Genomic DNA, 19,586 nt, shown 5'->3' with positions numbered 1-19,586 from the left:
GTGTCAGCTTTCCGGAACGAGGAAGATTGCGGCAAGCGGCGGAATCGTGAGGCGGAGCTCGCCGCCCTCGGCGTGAACTTCGCCGATGTTGCCGACATTGCTGCCGCCATAATGGGCGGAATCCGAGTTGAGCACTTCCTTCCACTTGCCGCCAAAGGGCACGCGTACGCGGTAATTCTGATAGACGTTCGGCGAGAAGTTGACGATCACCAGGCATCGCGCCTGTTCGTCGAAACCCTTGCGCAGCCAGGCGAAGACGTTGCGGTTGGCATCGTCGGTGATCAACCATTCGAAGCCGGCCTGGTCGCAATCCATCTGATGCAGCGCCGGCACCGCGCGATAGAGCCGGTTGAGATCGCGGATCAGCGCCTGGATGCCGGAATGGTACTTGTATTCGAGCAGGTGCCAGTCGAGCGACTGGTCGTGGTTCCATTCGCGGCTCTGCGCGATCTCCGCGCCCATGAACAACAGCTTCTTGCCGGGATGGCCGAACATGAAGCTGTAATAGGCGCGCAAGTTCGCAAAGCGCTGCCATTCGTCGCCGGGCATGCGGCCGAGAATCGAGCGTTTGCCGTGCACGACCTCGTCATGAGACAGCGGCAGGATGAAGTTTTCCGAGAACGCATAATGAAGGCCGAACAGGATCTCGCCGTGATGGTGCTTGCGGTAGATCGGATCCTTGCTGATGTAGCTCAGCGTGTCGTGCATCCAGCCCATGTTCCATTTGTAGCCGAAGCCGAGCCCGCCGAATTCGACCGGGCGCGAGACCTGAGGCCAGGCGGTGGACTCCTCAGCCGCCGTGGTCGCCTGCGGGAAGCGGGCGAAGACTTCCGTGTTGAAGCGGCGCAAGAAGTTGATCGCCTCGATGTTCTCCCGCCCGCCGTACTGGTTCGGAATCCACGCTCCGGGCGGCCGGCTGTAATCGAGATAGAGCATGGATGCCACCGCATCGACGCGCAGCCCGTCGATCGCGTAGCGCTCCAGCCAGAACAGCGCGTTCGACACCAGGAAGTTCGTCACTTCGGTGCGGCCGTAATTGTAGATCAGCGTGCCCCAATCCAGATGGCGACCCTGGAGCGGGTTGGCGTGCTCGTAGAGCGCGGTGCCGTCGAAGCTGCCGAGGCCATGCGGATCGTCCGGGAAATGGCCGGGCACCCAGTCGAGCAGCACGCCGACGCCCTCGCGATGGCAGGCATCGACCAGCGCGGCAAAATCCTCCGGCGTGCCGAAGCGGCTGGTCGGCGCATAAAGGCCGGTGGGTTGGTAGCCCCACGAGCCGTCGAAGGGATGCTCGCTGACAGGCAGGAATTCGAGATGGGTGAAGCCCATGTCGCGCGCGTAGGCCGGTAGCTGCTCGGCCAACTCGCGATAGGTGAGCCATTCATTGCCGTTCTTGCGCCGCCACGAGCCGAGATGGACCTCGTAGATCGACATCGGCGCCGACAGCGCGTTGATGCCGTCGGGCGCCGGCCGTGGCCGCGGCAGATGCGCCTCGTCGAACACGATGGAGGCGGTCTTCGGCCGCACCTCGCTCGCGAACGCCAGCGGATCGGACTTCAGCGGAAGCAGATGGCCGTGCGGGCCGATGATTTCGAACTTGTAGTGATCACCAACCTTCGCATGCGGGATGAATAGTTCCCAATAGCCGCTGCCGCGTACGCGCATGGGATGGCGCCGGCCATCCCAGAAATTGAAATCGCCGACCACGGAGACGCGCCGCGCATTCGGCGCCAGCACCACGAAGCCGATGCCATCGACACCTTCGTGCCGCATCGGATGGGCGCCGAGTTTGTCGTAGAGGCGCTGGTGGGTACCTTCGCCGAGCAGATAAAGGTCGAAATCGGTCAGGATCGGCGGAAAGCGGTAGGCATCCTCGAACTCGACGACGTTGCCTCCGAATTTTGCGCGCAGCTGATAACGTTTCGAGGCGTTAGGCAGCGCCCCGATGAACAGGCCGGAATCGTGCACGCGGTCGAGCGGGGCGACTTCGCCATGCTCGCCGACCACCTCGACATTGGAGGCTTCGGGCAGAAAGGCGCGCACCACGCTTCTGCCGCCCTCGGGGTGCAGCCCGAGATAGTGGAACGGATCGGAGTGGCGGCCCTCGATAATCGCGTAGGCCTCGGCAGGCAGTTTAGGCATGGGCTTCGCCCTCGGCACTGGACAGAATGCGAAGCAGTCCGGTCAGCGGCGCATGGAGCCCCTCAGGCCGGTGGGACAGCTCGTACTCTACTTCGTCGAACGCTTGATCAAGCAGGAAGAACCTTAACAGGCCTTGCGCGGATTGCGGATTGTCCGGCCACAGCCGCCGATCGGTCATGGCTTCGCGATAGGCGGACAGGAAGGTTGCAGTGGCGCGCTCGCGCCATTCGTCGAGCGCGGCCGTGAGCCGGCCCTGCTCGTCGGAGGCGCCCGTGAGCGCGCGACCGAGAGCCGTGTTAACCGAAACATCAATCGAGTGGATCAGGCCCGCGACGTCGCGCGCGGCCGGCGCCTTGCGCCGCTTGTCGGCCAATGGAACACGCGGATCGCCGTCGAAGTCGATGATGAAGATATCGTCCTTCACGATCAGAGTTTGCCCGAGGCGGAAGTCGCCATGATGACGGATGTTCAACCCGCCGATCCCGGAAGGCAATAGCGCATTCAGTCGGTCGGGCAGGGTCGCGCGCGTCTCCGTGAGCTGATCGATCAGCGGGCGGTCCGCCTCCCGCAGGCCGTCGCGGCTCTCGGCCAGCCGGTCGAAAAGCTGCTCGGCGCGCGCCTTGAGGTCGGATACGAGGCGCTTGACGTACGCGGAGCCGATCGGCTCCGGAGCGAGATCGTCCGGCGTTGCCGCGGCCAGAGCGACGTGCAGTTCGCCAAGCCGCCGTCCGATCTGCGCCACGAAGTGCAGATAAGGTGCCTGCTCCTGGGTCTCGCGCAGCGTTTCGCCCGCTGGCAATACGCGCTGCTCGTCGATATAGCGATCGAGATAGCCCGTTGTCATCGTCCAGCCGTCGCCCTGGTTCTCGACATAGGCATGCAGCACGCCGAGCGTGCTGCGCTGCTCGCCCTCGACCAGCTCGACGCTGCCCAGCAGCGGCGGCGTATTGGCAAAGCGTGCGACCTCCGTTAGATAATGGCCGATCTCGATCTCGGGACTGACGCCGCTTTCGAGCCGCCGATAGATCTTGGCGACGTATTGGTTGTCGACCAGCGCCGTGCTGTTCGACTGTTCGATCGCGCGGATGCGTTCGGGCTCCTTGATGATGTAATCGGCAAACCGGCTGGTTGCCTTGAACTCCAGCCGCAGATTGTTCTCCTCCACCACCAGATTCTGCGACAAATTGCGCAGGAACAGGCCGATGAAGATCTGGTCGGTCGCGACATCGAGCAGCGTGCCTTCGCGCGCGCCCTGTCGCACGGCGGCGAGCGCCTTCGGATTGAAGCGCTCGCGGTCGAAACGCACCCACTCGATCTGCAACGGCAGCACGTAGCGTGTCGCCACGTCTCCTTGCTTGGTCTCGAAGAACGCGATCCAGGGCCGGTTGTCGCCGATGTCGCAGAACGGCACCGCCGATGTCAGCGCGGTCTTGATGTGCTTGGCATTGTGCTCGGGATACCACCGCGTCCGCGACAGGAATCCCGGCAGCACGTCGCGCTCGAACACGCCACGCTCGCGGGCGAGCGACACCCAATTCGAGTTCACCGGCACCACCAAGGTCTCGAACTCCGGCACCGCGCGCGGCGTCACCGGCTCGGACTTGTCGCGCTCCTGAAGCTGGAACCAGTAGAAGCCGTAGGGCCCAAGCGTGATCATGTAGGGCAGTTCGCCGATCGGAGGGAAGCGCGTACGGCCGAGCATTTCCTGCGGGATGCGGTCCTTCCAGGGCGACAGATCGAGCTCGGTCGCCTGCGCGGCGCGCGACAAATTGGCGACGCAGAGGATCACCTCGTCGCGATATTGCCGGACATAGGCCAGCACAGCGCGGTTGGCGGGGCGGATGAAGGTCATGGTGCCGCGGCCGAAGGCGAGCGTCGACTTGCGCACCGAGATCAGCCGCTTGGTGGCGCTGAGCAGTGAAGACAGGCTGCGCGACTGCGCCTCCACATTCACCGCCTCATAGCCGTAGACCGGGTCCATGATCAGCGGCGCATAGAGGCGGGCCGGATCGCAGCGCGAGAAGCCGCCGTTCCGGTCCGGGCTCCACTGCATCGGCGTGCGGACGCCGTTGCGGTCGCCGAGATAGATGTTGTCGCCCATCCCGATTTCGTCGCCGTAATAGATGATCGGCGTGCCGGGGAAGGACAGCAGCAGCGAGTTCATCAGCTCGATCTTGCGGCGGTCATTGTCCATCAGCGGCGCAAGACGTCGGCGAATGCCGACATTGATCCGCGCGCGTGGGTCGTTGGCGTAGGTGGTCCAGAGATAGTCGCGCTCGACGTCGGTGACCATCTCCAGCGTAAGTTCGTCATGATTGCGCAGGAACAGCGCCCATTGGCAGCTCGCCGGGATGTCCGGAGTCTGGCGCAGGATGTCGGTGATCGGGAAACGGTCCTCCTGCGCGATCGCCATGTAGATGCGCGGCATCAGCGGGAAGTGGTAGGCCATGTGGCACTCGTCGCCACGGCCGAAATATTCCTGCACATCCTCCGGCCATTGATTGGCCTCGGCCAGCAGCAGCTTGCCCTTGGAGTAGGCGTCGAGCTCCTGGCGCAGGCGCTTGATGATCGCATGCGTCTCGGGCAGGTTCTCGTTCGAGGTGCCCTCGCGCTCGCACAGATAGGGAATGGCGTCCAATCGGAAGCCGTCGACACCGGCATCCAACCAGCGCTTCATCACCTGGATGATGGCGCTCACCACGCGCGGATTGTCGAAATTGAGGTCCGGCTGGTGCGAGAAGAAGCGGTGCCAGTAGAAGGCGCCAGCCTCGGGATCCCACGTCCAGTTCGACTTCTCCGTGTCGGTGAAGATGATGCGCGTGCCCTGGTATTTCTGATCGGTGTCGCTCCAGACGTACCAGTTGCGTGCGCTCGAGCCCGGATGGCTGCGGCGCGCGCGCTTGAACCATTTGTGCTGGTCCGAGGTGTGGTTGACGACGAGCTCGGTGATGACGCGCAGGCCCCGCTTCTGCGCCTCCTGGATGAAGCGCTTGAAATCCTTCATCGTCCCGAAATCGGGGTTGACCGCGCCGTAATCGGCGATGTCATAGCCGTCGTCGCGGCCGGGCGAGGGGTAGAACGGCAGCAGCCACAGCGCGGTGACGCCGAGCTCCTGGAGATAGGGCAGCTTCTCGGTCAGCCCGGCGAAGTCGCCGATACCGTCATTGTTGCTGTCGGCAAAGGCCTTGACGTGGAGCTGGTAGATGATGGCGTCCTTGTACCAGAGCTCATCCACGATCTCGGCAGCCTCGGCTTTCCTGGTGTCGACGGAAGACAGAACATTCATGGCGTGAACCCTTACGCCAGGCCGCGGAACAGGAGCGCCGGATCGCGATCGGGATCGATACGCAACCTGACCCCGCCCCATTCGATGCCGGACCGTTCGCCGGTGAGGAGGTTTTCGAGTGCGGCAACATGATGTCGCTGCCCGCTGGCGTCAACAGTGACGTCACCGAGCGGCAGCCAGAATTCGCGCGCATGGCGCGACAGCGCGATTACGACGACGACGGTGTTGGCAGGCTCGGCGGCCTCCTTCACGAAGGCAATGGTTTCGCCGTCCTCGATGCCGAGGAAGCGCAAATTGGCCGTTTGCTGGAGCGCCGTATTCTCGTTGCGGACGCGATTGAGCGCGGTGATGTAGGGCTTGATGTTGCCGGGCGTGTCCCAGTCGCGCTGCTTGATCTGGTATTTCTCGGAATCCAGATATTCTTCACGGCCGGGGATCGCCGTGTGCTCAAGCAGCTCGAAGCCACTGTAGATGCCGTAACTGCCCGACAGCGTCGCGGCCAGCGCAAGGCGCGACTTGAATGCCCAGGCTTCGCCGCTCTGGAGGTGAAAGGGCAGCAGGTCGGCTGTGTTGACGAATAGGTTCGGGCGATAGAAGTCGCGTTCGGGATAACGGGTCAGTTCGCCGAGATATTGCTCCAGCTCCCACCGCGAGGTGCGCCAGGGGAAATAGGTGAAGGACTGCGCGAAGCCGAGCTTGGCGAGCCCCTTCATCAGCTTCGGTCGGGCGAAGGTCTTGGAGAACAGGATCACTTCGGGATGTCGGCGGCGGATGTCGCGGATCAGCCACTCCCAGAACGGAAATGGCGCGGTGTCGTGATTGTCGATGGCGAAAATGGTCACACCATGGTCGATCCAGAACAGCATGGCATCGCGAAACGCGTTCCACAGCCCAGCCCTGTCGACGGAGTTGAAATCGGGGATGACGATATCCGAATAGGCGCCATCCACCGTCCGCACGGAGCGATCCGGCCGCCACCTGAACCATTCCGGATGCTGCGTCAGCCAGGGATGGTCCGGGGAGCATTGCACGGCGAAGTCGAGCGCGAGCTCGAGACCGTACTCCAGGCAGGTCGCAACCAGTGCGCGGAAATCCTCGATCGTGCCGAGCTCGGGATGCAGCGCGTCGTGTCCGCCTTCCGTGGTGCCGATCGCATAGGGCGAGCCGGGATCGCCTTCACCCGCCACCGGCGCATTGTTGCGGCCCTTGCGACGGGTGTGGCCGATCGGGTGGATCGGCGTGAAGTAGAGCACGTCGAACCCCATCGCGGCGATGTCGGGCACGCGGGCGATGCAGTCTCTCAGCGTGCCATGCCGGCCGGGGATCCGGCTCTGGCTGCGCGGCATCATCTGGTACCAGGCGCCAAAGCGTGCCCTATCGCGGTCGATGATCAGCGGAAAAGAAGCTGAGCGGGTGAGGTCGGGCCGCGACTGGCTCTCGGCCATGGCTTCGCCGAGCTCGGTTGCGAGCAGCGGGCCGACGTCGCCGCTCTGAAGAAAATTCTCGCACTGCCTGAGGATAACCAGTGCTGCGTCTTGCTGCGCGCCATGCGCCTTGGTCAACAGGCCGGCGCCCTCGATGGCGTCGAGGGTGACGTCCGCACCGGAGCGTTGCTTGCGCGCGATGCCGTGGGACCAGGTGGCGAACTCGTCGGTCCAGGCTTCGATAGCGTAGATGTATTGCCCGGCCTCGGTCGGGACGAAGGCGCCCGACCAGCGGTCATTACCGTGATGGGTCATCGGCTCACGCTGCCATTCGCGGTCCTGCTCACGGCGCCATAGCAGCGCGGCGCCGATCACGGCATCACCGTCACGATAGATGTCGGCCCAGACATCGACCCGGTCGCCCGCGATCCGCTTCACTGCAAAGCGGCCGCCATCAACCAAGGGATAGACGTCTTCGATGAGGAAAGCGCTGCCGGCTGCGGCACTTTCGACAGTTTGAATTGTCTTGTTCACGGTGATGCCATTGACAAGAAAGCAGGGGCCCGTTTCCCTTGTCGGGAACCTACGCTTGAGACCTATATAGAAAGCCGCTTGTGTGTCATTAGTTCCCCCTGGGAACGGCAGGCGCAGTTTGTGAGTTAAGCCCGACTAACGTCTTCCGCTGCCTCGTTAAAATCGATGCCCCCGGCGAGTGGGTGGCTTGCAAGCTGCGTGCCGAATGGATCTTTTAGCTCAAGCCCGGATCAAGGGCGTTCAATCTGAATTCGTTGATGCCTTGGGAAAGCTGCGGGTCACCGACCCCGTGGCCCTCAAATCGATCCTCGACGCCCTGCCGGAAAAGCGGGTTTACCGCTTCGTCGGCGGGCCGGTCGTGGTGCGCGCCTTAGGGCATCCGCGAACGGAATTGGCGGCCATCGGTGCGCCACCCCTGCAATGGAAGTTGACGGCAAACGGCAAAATGATCGCGCAAGGCGAGACGCGCGAGCCCGTGATCGCCTGGCCTGCCGGCCTGCCGCTCGGCTATCATCGTTTGACTCTGACCGACGCGGAAGGCGTGACGGAAGAGGTGCCGATGATCGTGGCGCCCGAGCGCGCGTTCGGCGGCGATTTCGACCGCGGCTGGCTGCTTGCCGTGCAGCTCTATAGCGTCCGCTCCAGCCGCAATTGGGGCATCGGCGATTTTACCGACCTGGCCGATCTCGTCCGGCTCGCCAAGCAATTGGGAGCCGACGGTGTCGGGCTCAATCCGCTGCATGTGCTGTTCGACGATCACCCGGCCGATTGCAGTCCCTATTCGCCGAACAGCCGCCTGTTTCTCAATCCGCTCTATATCGACGTCGAGGCGATCCCGGAATTCTCGGCCGACCTCGTGCCGGATGCCGCCGCGACTGCAGCGCGGCTGCGCGAAGGCGACCGTGTGCCCTATACGGACATGGCGGCGTTGAAATGGCTGGGCCTGCGCGCTGCCTACAACAGTTTCGTGACGAGCGCGGGCGAAGCGCGCCGCAAGGAGTTCGACGCTTTCCGCGCCGCCCGCGCGCCGCTGTTGTCCCGCTTTGCCTGCTTCGAGGTGCTGCGTCATCGCTTCGCCGCGCCATGGTGGGAATGGCCGGTGGAATGGCAAAAGCCTGACGATGCGCAATGCGCCGAGCTGCGCAATGGGGCCGACAAGCGCGACGTCGAGTTCGTCGAATTCGTGCAATGGACGGCTGACAGCCAGTTGCACGCGGCCAAGGAGCTGGCGAGCCAGCTCGGCATGCGGGTCGGACTCTATCTCGACGTTGCCGTCGGCGTGCAATCCAACGGCTTCGATGCCTGGAACGAGCAGATGGCGATTTCCCGCCATCTCGCCGTCGGTGCGCCGCCCGACGTGCTCAATACCGTCGGCCAGGACTGGGGCCTTGCCGGCTTCAACGCGGGCGGCCTGGAAGCTCAATCCTTCGTGCCGTTCGCCGACATGCTCGCCGCCTCCATGCGCCATGCTGGGGCCATCAGGCTCGATCACGTGCTCGGCTTGAAGCGGCTTTATCTGGTGCCGCGCGGCTTCAAGCCCGACAACGGCGCCTATGTGCAGATGCCGTTCGAGGCCCTGCTGGCGGCGGTGGCGTGCGAGAGCGCGGCCCATAAATGCATCGTGATCGGCGAGGACCTCGGCACCGTGCCGGAAGGCTTCCGCGAGATGATGCAGGATTTCGGCATCTGGTCCTACCTCGTCATGATGTTCGAGCGCGACGATACCGGCCATTTCCGCAACGTCGACCACTACCGGCCCAACGCACTCGTCACGCTGAACACCCATGACCTGTCGACCTATGCCGGTTGGCGCTCGTTCGGCGATCTCAGGATGAAGCGCTCGCTCGGTATCGATCCCGGAGAGAACGATCAGGCGCGCTGGGATGCGCTCGGCAGGCTTGACGAGATTCTGCGCCAGAACGGCATCAATGCGAACGACCTCTATTCGGTGCTCGCCTTCCTGTCGCGCACGCCGTCGCGGCTGCTCGCGGTGTCGCTGGAGGATCTGCTCGGCGTGATCGACCAGCCCAACATTCCCGGCACGATCGACGAGCATCCGAACTGGCGCCAGCGGCTCCCTGTTACGCTCGACAAGATCGCGTCCAAGATCGATCTCGCGGCTTTGAAGGCCGCGACGCGGGAACGTTCATTGAATGGCGGAAGCTGAAATCTAGGGCTCGACGACTTTGTCTCAGAAGATCGAGGACTATGCGCTGATTGGCGATTGCGAGACGGCCGCGCTTGTCGGGCGCAACGGCTCGATCGACTGGCTGTGCTGGCCGGCCTTCGATTCCGACGCCTGCTTTGCCGCGATCCTCGGCACCCACAGGAACGGCCGCTGGCTGATTGCACCGAGCGAGGATGTCACGGCTACGTCGCGCCGTTATCTTGGCGATTCACTCATCCTCGAAACCCGCTTCGAGACGGACAGTGGCACGGTCGCGCTGATCGACTTCATGCCGCCGCGCGGCAAGGCGTCTGACATCGTGCGGCTGGTCCGCGGCATCAGCGGTGCGGTGAAGATGCGGATGGAGCTCGTGATCCGCTTCGGCTTCGGCGCCGACATTCCCTGGGTGCGGCGGATCGACCATTCCCTGATGGCAATTGCTGGCCAGGACATGACTGTGCTGCGCACGCCTGTTGAGACCCGCGGGGAGAATCTGACCACAGTTTCCGACTTCAAGGTGACGGCCGGCGAGACCGTACCGTTCGTGCTGACCTACGGCCCCTCGCATCTGCCGCCAGTCGAGTCGATCGATCCAGAGATCGCGCTCGAGGAGACCGAAAGGTTCTGGCAGGACTGGTGCAGCCACTGCACCCGCGATGGCAACTATCACGATCTCATCATGCGCTCGCTGATCACGCTGAAGGCGCTGACCTTCGCCCCGACCGGCGGCATCGTCGCGGCACCGACCACGTCATTGCCGGAGAAGCTCGGGGGCAGCAGGAACTGGGACTACCGCTTCTGCTGGCTGCGCGATGCCACCTTCACGCTGCTGGCGCTGATGAACTCGGGCTACACCGAGGAGGCCTTGGCGTGGCACAATTGGCTCCTGCGCGCCGCCGCCGGCTCGCCGTCGAACATGCAGATCATGTACGGCATCTGGGGCCAGCGCCGGCTGTTGGAATGGGAGGCGGGCTGGCTCGACGGCTATGAGGGCGCCAAGCCGGTGCGCATCGGCAATGCCGCGCATGCGCAGCTTCAGCTCGACGTCTATGGCGAGTTGATTGACGCTTTCCACCAGTCGCGCATGGCCAAGCTCAAGCTCGACGAGGAGACCTGGGCGCTGGAATGCGCGGTGCTCAATCATCTCGCCGAGGTCTGGGACCGGCCCGATCACGGCATCTGGGAGCGCCGCGGCCAGCCCAAGCACTACGTCTTCTCCAAGGTCATGACCTGGGTCGCCTTCGATCGCGGCATCAAGAGTGCCGAGACCTTCGGCTTCAAGGCGCCGCTGTTGCACTGGCAGGCCTTGCGCGAGGCCATTCATCGTGACGTCTGCAACCACGGCTTCGATGCGGGCGAAAACACGTTCGTCGAGTCCTACGGCTCGAAGCTGCTCGATGCCAGCGTGCTGCTGTTGCCTGCCGTCGGGTTCCTGTCGCCATTGGATCCACGGATCCGCGGCACCATCGCCGCTGTCGAGAAATGGCTGATGCGCGACGGCTTCGTGCTGCGGCATGACCCGCGCGAGCTGCCGGCGGGGCAGCCGCCGCTCGAAGGCGCGTTCCTGGCTTGCACGCTGTGGCTGGCCGATGCTCATGTGCTGTCGGGCGATCTCGACAAAGCACAAGTGTTGTTCGATCGCGTGGTGGGCATTGGGAACGATGTCGGGCTGCTGGCGGAGGAATATGATTCCGTGGCACGGCGCCAGACCGGCAACTTCCCGCAGGCGCTGACCCACATCGCGCTGATCAACACTGCGCATAATCTGTCGGCGGCCAGGCAGGAGAGCGAGAAGCCGGCCGTGCAGCGCTCGCAGTAGTGACGCAGCGGGCGCCTGCCGAGAGTAGGTTAATTGCTTCCGCTACGGAGGTGCGCTCCCTCTCCCGCTTGCGGGGGGTGTCTCCGCTGGGCGAAAACAGTTAAGAGGAGAGAACCCTCACCCGCCGCTACGCGGCGACCTCTCCCGCAAGCGGAGAGGTTGAAACCAGCTGGCGGCAAACTCAGCCCACCCCATTCCGCTTCAAGATCATCTCTATCGCCTCCGCAAAACCGTCCTGCTCGTTGGTCGCGGTGACGTGAGTGGCGTGGTCCTTGACGTTGTCAGCGGCATTACCCATGGCAATCGAGACGCCGCTGACGCGGAACATCGCGAGGTCGTTTTGCATATCGCCGATGGTGGCGACCGCGTCGGTGGAAATGCCGAGGCGATTGGCCATCGCCTGCACGAAGGTGCCCTTGTTGAAGCCGGGCGGGGTGATGTCGAGATAGTAGGTTTGCGAACGTACTGCTGTGGCCTCGTTGCCGAGCGCCTCCTGCATCGCGTTCTCGCACCGCTCAAGGCCGGCGGCATCGGCACTGGCGCCGACGATCTTGCAGGCGCTCGCAAGGTACGGCGAAAAATCCGTCACGATGGTCGGATCGGCGCGGATCGTGCGCTGCTCATGCGCGACATAGCTGCCCTCGGGATTGTCGATCAGCCATTTGTCGGTGGTGAAGAGCCAGACGTCGGCGCCGTATTCGCGGAGGATCCGCAGCGATCTCTCGGCCGCGCCCGCCGGGATAAGGTGCTGCTCGACCGGTTTCATCTCGGGATCGACGATCGAGGAGCCGTTGAACGGCCCGACCGGAAGCCAGAGCGCCAGCGGCTCGATCAGGAAGCGCATGCCGATCGCGGGGCGGCTGGAGGTGATGGTGAAGCCGATGCCTGCCTGGTGCAGCCGCTGCACGACAGACCTCGCGCGCTCCGTCAGCGTCTTGTCCTTGGTCAGCAGCGTGCCGTCGACGTCGGAGACGACCAGTGAGATTTTCGTCATGGCAGGACCTTAATTCAGGTTTTCTTATTCAGATATCTTGGCCTTAGCGCTTCGCCCCGCCCAACCTCAATTGCCGCACCACGCCGTCCACGATCGCCTCGACGGATTCGTCGATCGAGACGGTGATGACGTGCTCGCCCGCCTCCGGCGGCTCCAGCGTGTTGAACTGGCTGGTCAACAGCTCGGGCGGCATAAAATGACCCTTGCGGTGGGCGAGCCGCTCGGCAATCAGCTCCTTCGTGCCTTTCAGGAAGACGAAGCGGACGTCGTCGCGTCCGCGCAGCAGCACGTCACGATAGGCGTGTTTGAGCGCCGAGCAGGCGATGATGACGTGCTCGCCGCGTCCGCAGACCCGCGCGATCTCGTCGGCGATGGCATTGAGCCAAGGCCAGCGGTCTTCGTCGGTGAGCGGATGGCCCGCCTTCATTTTCTCGACATTGCTGGCGGGATGAAAGCTGTCGCCGTCCTTGAAGCGCCAGCCGAGGCGCTCGCCGAGCGCCGCCGCAATCGTGCTCTTGCCCGAGCCAGACACGCCCATCACGATCAATGCACAAGGTGCTTCAACGCCCGCCACGAATTCCCTCCGGAAGCGCGGCCTGGTCGACCAGCCAGACGGTCTCACCATTCGAACGCGCGCGCAACGCCGGCAGAGTCTCGCCATTGAGGAGGCGCGTCAAGATCGGCCGCTTGTCGTGCCCGGCGATCCCGAACAGCATTTCGCGGCAGGATGCCAGAACGGGCAGGGTGAGCGAGACCCGCGGGACGAACGGCGCGACACTGGCCTTGGGCACCCCGACGACCCAGCGTTCGGTCTCCTCGACTTCGGAATAGCCGGGAAACAGCGAAGCGGTGTGGCCGTCCGGGCCTACGCCCATCAGGACCATGTCGAACAGCGGCCGTGCCGCATCGAGCCGGTCAGCGCCATAGAAGGCTTGCAGCTCGCGTGCATAGGCCTCGGCGGCGCGATCAGGATTTTCGGCCGTGGTCGGGATCGGGTGGATATGGCCTGAGGGCGCACTGCGATCGAGGAAGGTCGCGCGGGCGGCCGCCATGTTGTTGAGGGGATCGCTTTCCGGCACGAAACGCTCGTCGCCGATGAACCAGTGTACGCGCTCCCACGGAATTCTTTCGCGCCAGGCATCGCTGCCGAGCAATTGATAGAGCTTCCTCGGGCTGGAGCCGCCGGTGAGGCAGATTGCGATGCGCGAGGGATTGGCGGCGATCCGCGCCATAACCCGTTCGGCCGCGGTAAGCGCCAACGCCTCGGCGTCGGCCGCGACGATCAGCTTCGGCTGCTCGGCTGCTTCCATCACGAGTACTTCCGCCAGCTTCGTCCGTCGCGCCGGAGCAGCTCGTCCGCGCAGGCCGGGCCGTCGCTGCCGGCTTTGTAGGTCTCGATGCCGTTGGTGCCCGCGCTTTGCCAGGCGTCCAGGAACGGCTGCACCGCATCCCACCCGGCCTCGATGCCGTCGGCGCGCTGGAACAGGATGTTATCGCCGATCATGCAGTCGTAGATCAGTGTCTCATAGCCGGTCGAGGGATCGGCGTGGAAATAATCGCCATAGCGGAACTTCATCTCGACGCCGTCGACGGTGACGCTCGGTCCCGGGATCTTGGCGTTGAACTGGAGCTCGATGGTCTCGGTCGGTGCAATGCCAATGGTGAGAAAGTTTTGCGACAGGCGATCGACCGTCGTGCCTGAGAACATCGACAGCGGCGCCTGCTTGAACTTGATCGCGACCTCCGTGCGCTTGTGGCCCAGCGCCTTGCCGGTGCGCAAATAGAAGGGCACGCCGGCCCAGCGCCAATTGTCGATCATCAGTTTGAGCGCGACATAGGTCTCGGTGGTGCTGCCGGGCTTGACGTCCGCCGTCTTGCGATAGTCCGGAATCTCCTCGTCGCCGATGCGGCCGGCGAGATATTGCGCGCGCACCGAGCTCCTCAACGCTTCCTGCTGGCTCGGCCGCTGGATCGCGGTGAGAACCTCGGCCTTCTCCGAGCGGACCGAATGGGCGTCGAAACGGCTCGGCGGCTCCATCGCCACCAGCGACATCAACTGGAACAGATGGTTCGGTACCATGTCGCGGAGCGCACCGGTGGCATCGTAGAAGCCGCCGCGATGGCCGACGCCGAGCTTCTCCTCTACCGTGATCTGAACGTGGTCGATATGGTTGCGATTCCAGATCGGCTCGAACATGCCGTTGGCAAAGCGCAGCACCAGGATGTTCTGCACCGTCTCCTTGCCGAGGTAATGATCGATCCGGTAGATCTGGTGCTCATCCATGATCTTCAAAAGTTCGGCGTTCAGCGCGCGCGCCGAGGCGAGGTCGGTGCCGAACGGCTTCTCGATCACGAGGCGCCTCCAGGTGCCGTTCTGCTTCATTAGGCCGGTGCGGCCGAGCTCGCGCGCGGTCGGCGCGAAAGCCGCTGGAGGGGTGGCGAGATAGAACAGCCGGTTGCCGCCGGTGCCTTCTGAACATTCCAGCGTGTCGAGATGCTCGCCCAAGCGGTCGAACGACGGCGGATCCTTCGCATCGGCCTCGACGAAGGTCACGCATTGCAGCAGCTGTTTTGCGACGACGTCGTCAACCGGGCGCGTTGCAAACTCGCGCAGGCCCTTCATCAGGCTGTCGCGCAGCTCGTCATCCGATTGAGCCTTGCGGCCCACGCCGACAACGCAGAATTTCTCCGGCAAAAGGTCTTCGGCGGCGAGATTGTAGAGCGATGGCATCACCAGCCGATGGGTCAAATCTCCGGTCACGCCAAAGATGACGAAGGCGCAATTTTCCGGCTTGCGCTTTGGCTGCGGGTCTTTTGTCACGAATTGTTGGCCTTCGCTTGAGTACGTTTCACTGCAGCTTCGAACTATTTGGACTTCGGCACGCCGGTCTGCTTCGGCTCCTTGTGGCCGCCGAACCCGGCGCGCATTGCGGACAGAATTTTCTCGGCGAAGGTGTGTTCCTTGCGGGAGCGGAAACGTGTGTAGAGGGCCGCGGTCAACACTTCGGCAGGCACCGCCTCGTCGATCGCCGCATTCACGGTCCAGCGTCCTTCGCCGGAATCCTCGACGAAGCCGGAATATTCCGCCAATGCCGGGCTGTCGGCGAGCGCCGTCGAGGTGAGGTCGAGCAGCCAGGATGGGATCACGCTGCCGCGCCGCCACACCTCGGCAATGTCGGCGAGATCGAAATCGTAACGGTGGTCCGCCGGCAGCGCCTCGATATTGGCGTTCTTGAGGATATCAAAACCTTCAGCATAGGCCTGCATCAGACCGTATTCGATGCCGTTATGGATCATCTTGACGAAATGGCCGGCACCGACAGGGCCGGCATGGATGTAGCCCTGCTCGATGCGGGGATCGCGGCCCTCGCGCCCCGGCGTGCGCGCAATGTCGCCGGCGCCGGGCGCGAGCGCGGCGAAGATCGGATCGAGCCGGTCCACCACCTGCTTCTCGCCGCCGATCATCATGCAATAGCCGCGGTCGAGCCCCCAAACTCCCCCGGACGTGCCGACGTCGACATAGTGGATGCCGCGCTCCTTCAGCGCCTTGCCGCGGCGGACGTCGTCCTGCCAGAAGGTGTTGCCGCCGTCGATGATGACGTCGCCCGCCTGCATCACGCCCGCGATCGTCTCGATCGTGGTCTCGGTGATACGCCCCGCAGGCAGCATCACCCAGGCGGTGCGCGGCCGCTCGAGTTTCGAGATGAATTCCTCGAGCATCGCGGAGCCGATCGCGCCATCTGCGGCAAGGCCGGCGACGGCCTTGGCGTCCTTGTCGTAGACCACGGTCGAATGACCGTGACGCATCAGGCGGCGAACGATGTTGCCGCCCATCCGGCCGAGGCCGATCATGCCGAGTTGCATGTGAGAGCTTCCTTTAGTCCAATGCGTCGTTAAGCGCCGTGTTGAGCGCCGCGAGACCTTTCTTGAGCCCGCCCTTCAGGTGGACGCGCAGCGCGCGTCGGCCCCGCTCGGTGAGCACGTCGAAATCGCCGCGCGCCTGCGCCGCCTTGATCACCCCAAAGCTCGCCTTCTGGCCCGGCACCGGCAGATCCTTGGCGTCGTCGGCGGTGATCTGGAGGAACACGCCGCTATCTGGCCCGCCCTTGTAGGCCTGCCCGGTGGAGTGCAGAAAGCGCGGTCCGAATTCGGCGCAGGTCGCGACATGCCGCTTCTCGCGCACTTCGAGCCGCATGGCCTGAAGTGCGTCGATGGTGGTCTTGTCGCGCGCGATGTAGCCGAGCAGGGCGACATAGTCGCCGTGGCCCGAGCGCGACAGATGCGCCTTCAGCCATGAGGTAAGGTCGCCATTGGCGCCGGCGGCGCGCAGCGCCGTGGCGTTGGCTTCATCGGTGTAGAGGTCAGCTTCATCGGTGCTGACCACCGGCTGCTCGGCCGGCAGCGCGCCGGTCTTCTCGAACTCTGAAGTGAGCTCGCGGGTCTTGATCTTGGCCGCTTCCACGTCCGGCTGGTCGAACGGGTTGATGCCGAGAATGCTGCCGGCCACGGCCGTCGCCATCTCGAAGCGGAAGAACTCCTGGCCGAGATGGTCGATCGACTTCATGACGATCCGCACCACGGGATGGCCGGCGGCTTCGATCGCGGCAAGCTTGGAATCATGGGCCGCGTCCGCCTCGCCTTCGATGCGGATGTCGATGAAGAAGCGGTCGTCGCCGTAAATCGCGGGTTCGCCCAGCGGCTCGCCCTCGATCGGGATCAGGCCCTTGCCCTCCTTGCCGGTCGATTCCGCGATCAGCTGCTCGGCCCAGGCGCCGAAATCGGCGATCTTCTTCGATGCCAGGATCGTCACCTTGTCGCGGCCTTCAAGGCCGGCGAGGCCCATGGCGAGGCCGAGCTGCACGCCCGGGTTCTCGGATGGCGGCACGTCCGGTCCGCAGGAGCGGGCCATCGCCAGCGCATGCTTGATGAAGGTCTTGACGTCTATGCCTGCGGTTGCCGCCGGCACCAGGCCGAACGGCGAGAGCACCGAATAGCGGCCGCCGATCGTGGGTTCGCCGTGGAAGATGCGGGCGTAGTTCAGCTTCTTCGCGGCTTTCTCCAGCGACGAGCCCGGATCGGTCACCGCGATGAAGCGGTGGCCGGTCTTCACCTTCGGCCCAACCGCCTTGGCAACCCGCTCATGGAAATAGTCCTTCATCGCGTTCGGCTCGGTGGTGCCGCCGGACTTGCTGGAGACGATGAAGACGGTGTTGGCGATGTCAATCCTGGCCTCCATCGCCCGCACTTCGGCCGGGTCGGTGGAATCCAGCACATGCAGTTTTGGGAAGCCGGGCTTCTTCCCGAAGGTTTCGGCCAGCACCTCCGGCCCGAGGCTCGAACCGCCCATGCCGAGCACGACGGCGTCGGAGAATTTCTGCCCCTTCACGCGGCCCGCATAGTCCTCGTAGTCGGCGATGTCGGCCCTTGCCGCGCTGTCGAGCCAGCCCAGCCATTTGTCCTCGTCGGTGCCGGTCCAGACCGACTTGTCGCGCGCCCACAGCCTGCGGATCTTGGCAGATGCGCGCCATTCCTCGGTGCTCTTGGCCAGGCTCTTGCCGAGCCCGTCGCCGAGCGAGAGCAGCTGGCGGTCGAGCGCCGGGCCGAGCACCACGGCCCGCTTGTGCGCGACGGCGCCATAGAGCTTGTCGGCGGCATCGGCAAACTGCTTGACCCCGTCCTTGACCAGCTCCTCGGTGATCGCATCGAGCGAAATGCCGGAGCGCTCCAGCTCCTCGAGCACGCGGCGGGCGTCGTCGACATTCTCTTCCAGGCTGTCGCGCGGCTTGCCGTGATCGCGGAACGCGTCCAGCGTCGCCGGCGGCACCGTGTTGATGGTGTCGGGGCCGATCAGTTCCTCGACATAGAGGACATCGCTGTAATCCTTGTTCTTGGTGCCGGTGGACGCCCACAGCATGCGCTGCGGCTTGGCGCCCTTGGTGGCGAGCTTGTCCCAGCGTGGCCCCGAGAACAGGCGCTTGAAATCCTGATAGGCGATCTTGGCATTGGCGATCGCGACCTTGCCCTTGAGCGCGGCGAGCCGTTCCTTTTCGGAGGGATCGTTGGCGCGGGCGATCTTCTCGTCGAGCTGCTTGTCGACCACCGAGTCGATCCGGCTGACGAAGAAGCTCGCGACGCTCGCAACATGCGACGGGTCGCCGCCGCCGGCGACGTATGTCTCCAGACCGGCGAGATAGGCCTCGGCGACCTTCAGGTAGACGTCCCTGGAGAACAGCAGCGTGATGTTGATGCTGATGCCGTCGCCGATGAGCTGTTCGATCGCCGGCAGGCCCTCCGGCGTCGCCGGTACCTTCACCATCAAATTCTTGCGGTTGACGTCCTTCCAGAGCCGCCGCGCCTCGGTGACCGTGCCGGCGGTGTCCATCGCCAGATAGGGCGAGACCTCCAGGCTGACATAGCCGTCGCCTCCCTTGAGGCGGTCGTAGACCGGGCGCAGCACGTCCGCGGCATTCTGGATGTCCTCGACCGCAACGGCTTCGAACAGGTCGGCCACGGTACGGTCGCCACGCTTCAGCGCCTTGCCGATCGGTGCATCGTACTCGTCCGAGCTGCCGATTGCCTTCTCGAAGATCGAGGGATTGGAGGTGACCCCCTTGACGCCGTCGGTGTCGATCAGTCGCTTCAGGTCGCCCTTGGCGATGAAGCCGCGGGCCAGGAAGTCGAGCCAGACGGCTTGTCCGTGCTTTTCCAGTTCTTTGACGGGATTCATGATGTTTATCTATCTCCAAGCCTGCGGGCGAGGGGTTTCCGCGCCGGTCCTGACGCGCTATCCTCTAGCTTACATGCGCCCGCGAGGGAACCAATCAAGGGGATGGGAGTCATACCCTCAGGTGTAACTCCGCCGCGATCGTGGCGATCCAGGCGACAGTCGGCGGCGACATCGAGTGCCAGCGGCGGACTCCGATCCGTCCGTCGCGTGGCGGCTAATGACTGTGCTGAGGAAGCATGCAGCACATTGTGACGGTCTCATGCTCGCGCTTGCCAACCTCCGCAATCCGTCGTGCTGGCCACGAGCATCGAGGCTGCCGCGATCTTGAAGTGACGTAACCCGTGACGCACTGCGGCTGGTGATCGCGGCGCGCAGAAATCCGTGCGTGGCAATCGCATCGTCTTCCATCGGAGAGCCGTTCGACCGATTTGGATACGTCGCTGCACGCTTGCCCGATTGCTGCCGCCGGTCCGCGCACCGCATTGCAGCAGGA

At 64.1% G+C, this 19,586-nt stretch carries 11 protein-coding genes; 2 read left to right on the top strand and 9 right to left on the bottom strand.

Annotated elements, in window-relative coordinates:
• Nucleotides 1-3: 3 nt before the first annotated feature.
• From glgB to IVA96_RS29990, 3 genes are read right to left on the bottom strand one after another with little or no spacing between them, the layout of a single operon-like run.
• The gene (glgB, locus tag IVA96_RS30000) at nucleotides 4-2,142 is read right to left on the bottom strand and encodes a 1,4-alpha-glucan branching protein GlgB (RefSeq protein WP_247420937.1); all 2,139 of its coding nucleotides are present in this window, start codon (nucleotides 2,140-2,142) and stop codon (nucleotides 4-6) included.
• Nucleotides 2,135-5,428: a maltose alpha-D-glucosyltransferase gene (gene treS / locus IVA96_RS29995; protein ID WP_247420934.1), complete on the bottom strand. Its 3,294-nt coding sequence runs from the start codon at nucleotides 5,426-5,428 to the stop codon at nucleotides 2,135-2,137. The genes glgB and treS overlap by 8 nt, the downstream gene beginning before the upstream one ends.
• An 11-nt stretch (nucleotides 5,429-5,439) precedes the next feature.
• A complete protein-coding gene (locus tag IVA96_RS29990) occupies nucleotides 5,440-7,386 on the bottom strand; it encodes a maltotransferase domain-containing protein (RefSeq protein WP_247420931.1) in 1,947 nt (648 codons plus the stop codon).
• A gap of 205 nt (nucleotides 7,387-7,591) precedes the next feature.
• On the opposite strand from IVA96_RS29990, the gene malQ reads away from it, so the two are divergent.
• Together malQ and IVA96_RS29980 are read left to right on the top strand one after the other, a co-directional pair.
• Nucleotides 7,592-9,553: a 4-alpha-glucanotransferase gene (gene malQ, locus IVA96_RS29985; protein WP_247420928.1), complete on the top strand. Its 1,962-nt coding sequence runs from the start codon at nucleotides 7,592-7,594 to the stop codon at nucleotides 9,551-9,553.
• A 19-nt stretch (nucleotides 9,554-9,572) separates the two neighbouring features.
• Complete coding sequence (locus IVA96_RS29980) at nucleotides 9,573-11,372, top strand: glycoside hydrolase family 15 protein (RefSeq protein WP_247420926.1); 1,800 nt, start codon at nucleotides 9,573-9,575, stop codon at nucleotides 11,370-11,372.
• A 181-nt stretch (nucleotides 11,373-11,553) separates the two neighbouring features.
• Here IVA96_RS29980 and IVA96_RS29975 read toward each other — a convergent pair whose 3' ends face one another.
• The 6 genes from IVA96_RS29975 to IVA96_RS29950 are packed head-to-tail and all read right to left on the bottom strand — an operon-like array spanning nucleotide 11,554 to nucleotide 19,093.
• Nucleotides 11,554-12,366: an HAD family hydrolase gene (locus IVA96_RS29975; protein ID WP_247420924.1), complete on the bottom strand. Its 813-nt coding sequence runs from the start codon at nucleotides 12,364-12,366 to the stop codon at nucleotides 11,554-11,556.
• Nucleotides 12,367-12,409: 43 nt separating this feature from the next.
• Nucleotides 12,410-12,940, bottom strand: coding sequence for a gluconokinase (locus tag IVA96_RS29970; RefSeq protein ID WP_247278344.1), 531 nt, complete (start codon nucleotides 12,938-12,940; stop codon nucleotides 12,410-12,412).
• Nucleotides 12,927-13,676: a 6-phosphogluconolactonase gene (gene pgl / locus IVA96_RS29965; RefSeq protein ID WP_247421101.1), complete on the bottom strand. Its 750-nt coding sequence runs from the start codon at nucleotides 13,674-13,676 to the stop codon at nucleotides 12,927-12,929. Before pgl ends, IVA96_RS29970 begins: the two co-directional genes overlap by 14 nt.
• Nucleotides 13,676-15,187, bottom strand: coding sequence for a glucose-6-phosphate dehydrogenase (gene zwf, locus IVA96_RS29960; RefSeq protein ID WP_247420922.1), 1,512 nt, complete (start codon nucleotides 15,185-15,187; stop codon nucleotides 13,676-13,678). Before zwf ends, pgl begins: the two co-directional genes overlap by 1 nt.
• A gap of 44 nt (nucleotides 15,188-15,231) precedes the next feature.
• The gene (gnd, locus tag IVA96_RS29955) at nucleotides 15,232-16,230 is read right to left on the bottom strand and encodes a phosphogluconate dehydrogenase (NAD(+)-dependent, decarboxylating) (protein WP_247420920.1); all 999 of its coding nucleotides are present in this window, start codon (nucleotides 16,228-16,230) and stop codon (nucleotides 15,232-15,234) included.
• Between the two features lie 13 nt (nucleotides 16,231-16,243).
• On the bottom strand, nucleotides 16,244-19,093 hold the full coding sequence (locus IVA96_RS29950; protein WP_247420918.1) for a bifunctional transaldolase/phosoglucose isomerase: 2,850 nt from the start codon (nucleotides 19,091-19,093) through the stop codon (nucleotides 16,244-16,246).
• Nucleotides 19,094-19,586 lie beyond the last annotated feature (493 nt).

This window comes from Bradyrhizobium sp. 159 (assembly GCF_023073795.1).
Taxonomy (GTDB): domain Bacteria; phylum Pseudomonadota; class Alphaproteobacteria; order Rhizobiales; family Xanthobacteraceae; genus Bradyrhizobium.
Note: the sequence above shows the minus strand (reverse complement) of the source record. Positions and strands in the feature narration are given on the sequence as shown.

Coding starts and splice junctions, on each gene's coding strand:
- glgB (WP_247420937.1), bottom strand. CDS start 2,142: ATGCCTAAACTGCCTGCCGAGGCCTACGCGATTATCGAGGGCCGCCAC.
- treS (WP_247420934.1), bottom strand. CDS start 5,428: ATGAATGTTCTGTCTTCCGTCGACACCAGGAAAGCCGAGGCTGCCGAG.
- malQ (WP_247420928.1), top strand. CDS start 7,592: ATGGATCTTTTAGCTCAAGCCCGGATCAAGGGCGTTCAATCTGAATTC.
- IVA96_RS29975 (WP_247420924.1), bottom strand. CDS start 12,366: ATGACGAAAATCTCACTGGTCGTCTCCGACGTCGACGGCACGCTGCTG.
- pgl (WP_247421101.1), bottom strand. CDS start 13,676: ATGGAAGCAGCCGAGCAGCCGAAGCTGATCGTCGCGGCCGACGCCGAG.
- gnd (WP_247420920.1), bottom strand. CDS start 16,230: ATGCAACTCGGCATGATCGGCCTCGGCCGGATGGGCGGCAACATCGTT.
- IVA96_RS29950 (WP_247420918.1), bottom strand. CDS start 19,093: ATGAATCCCGTCAAAGAACTGGAAAAGCACGGACAAGCCGTCTGGCTC.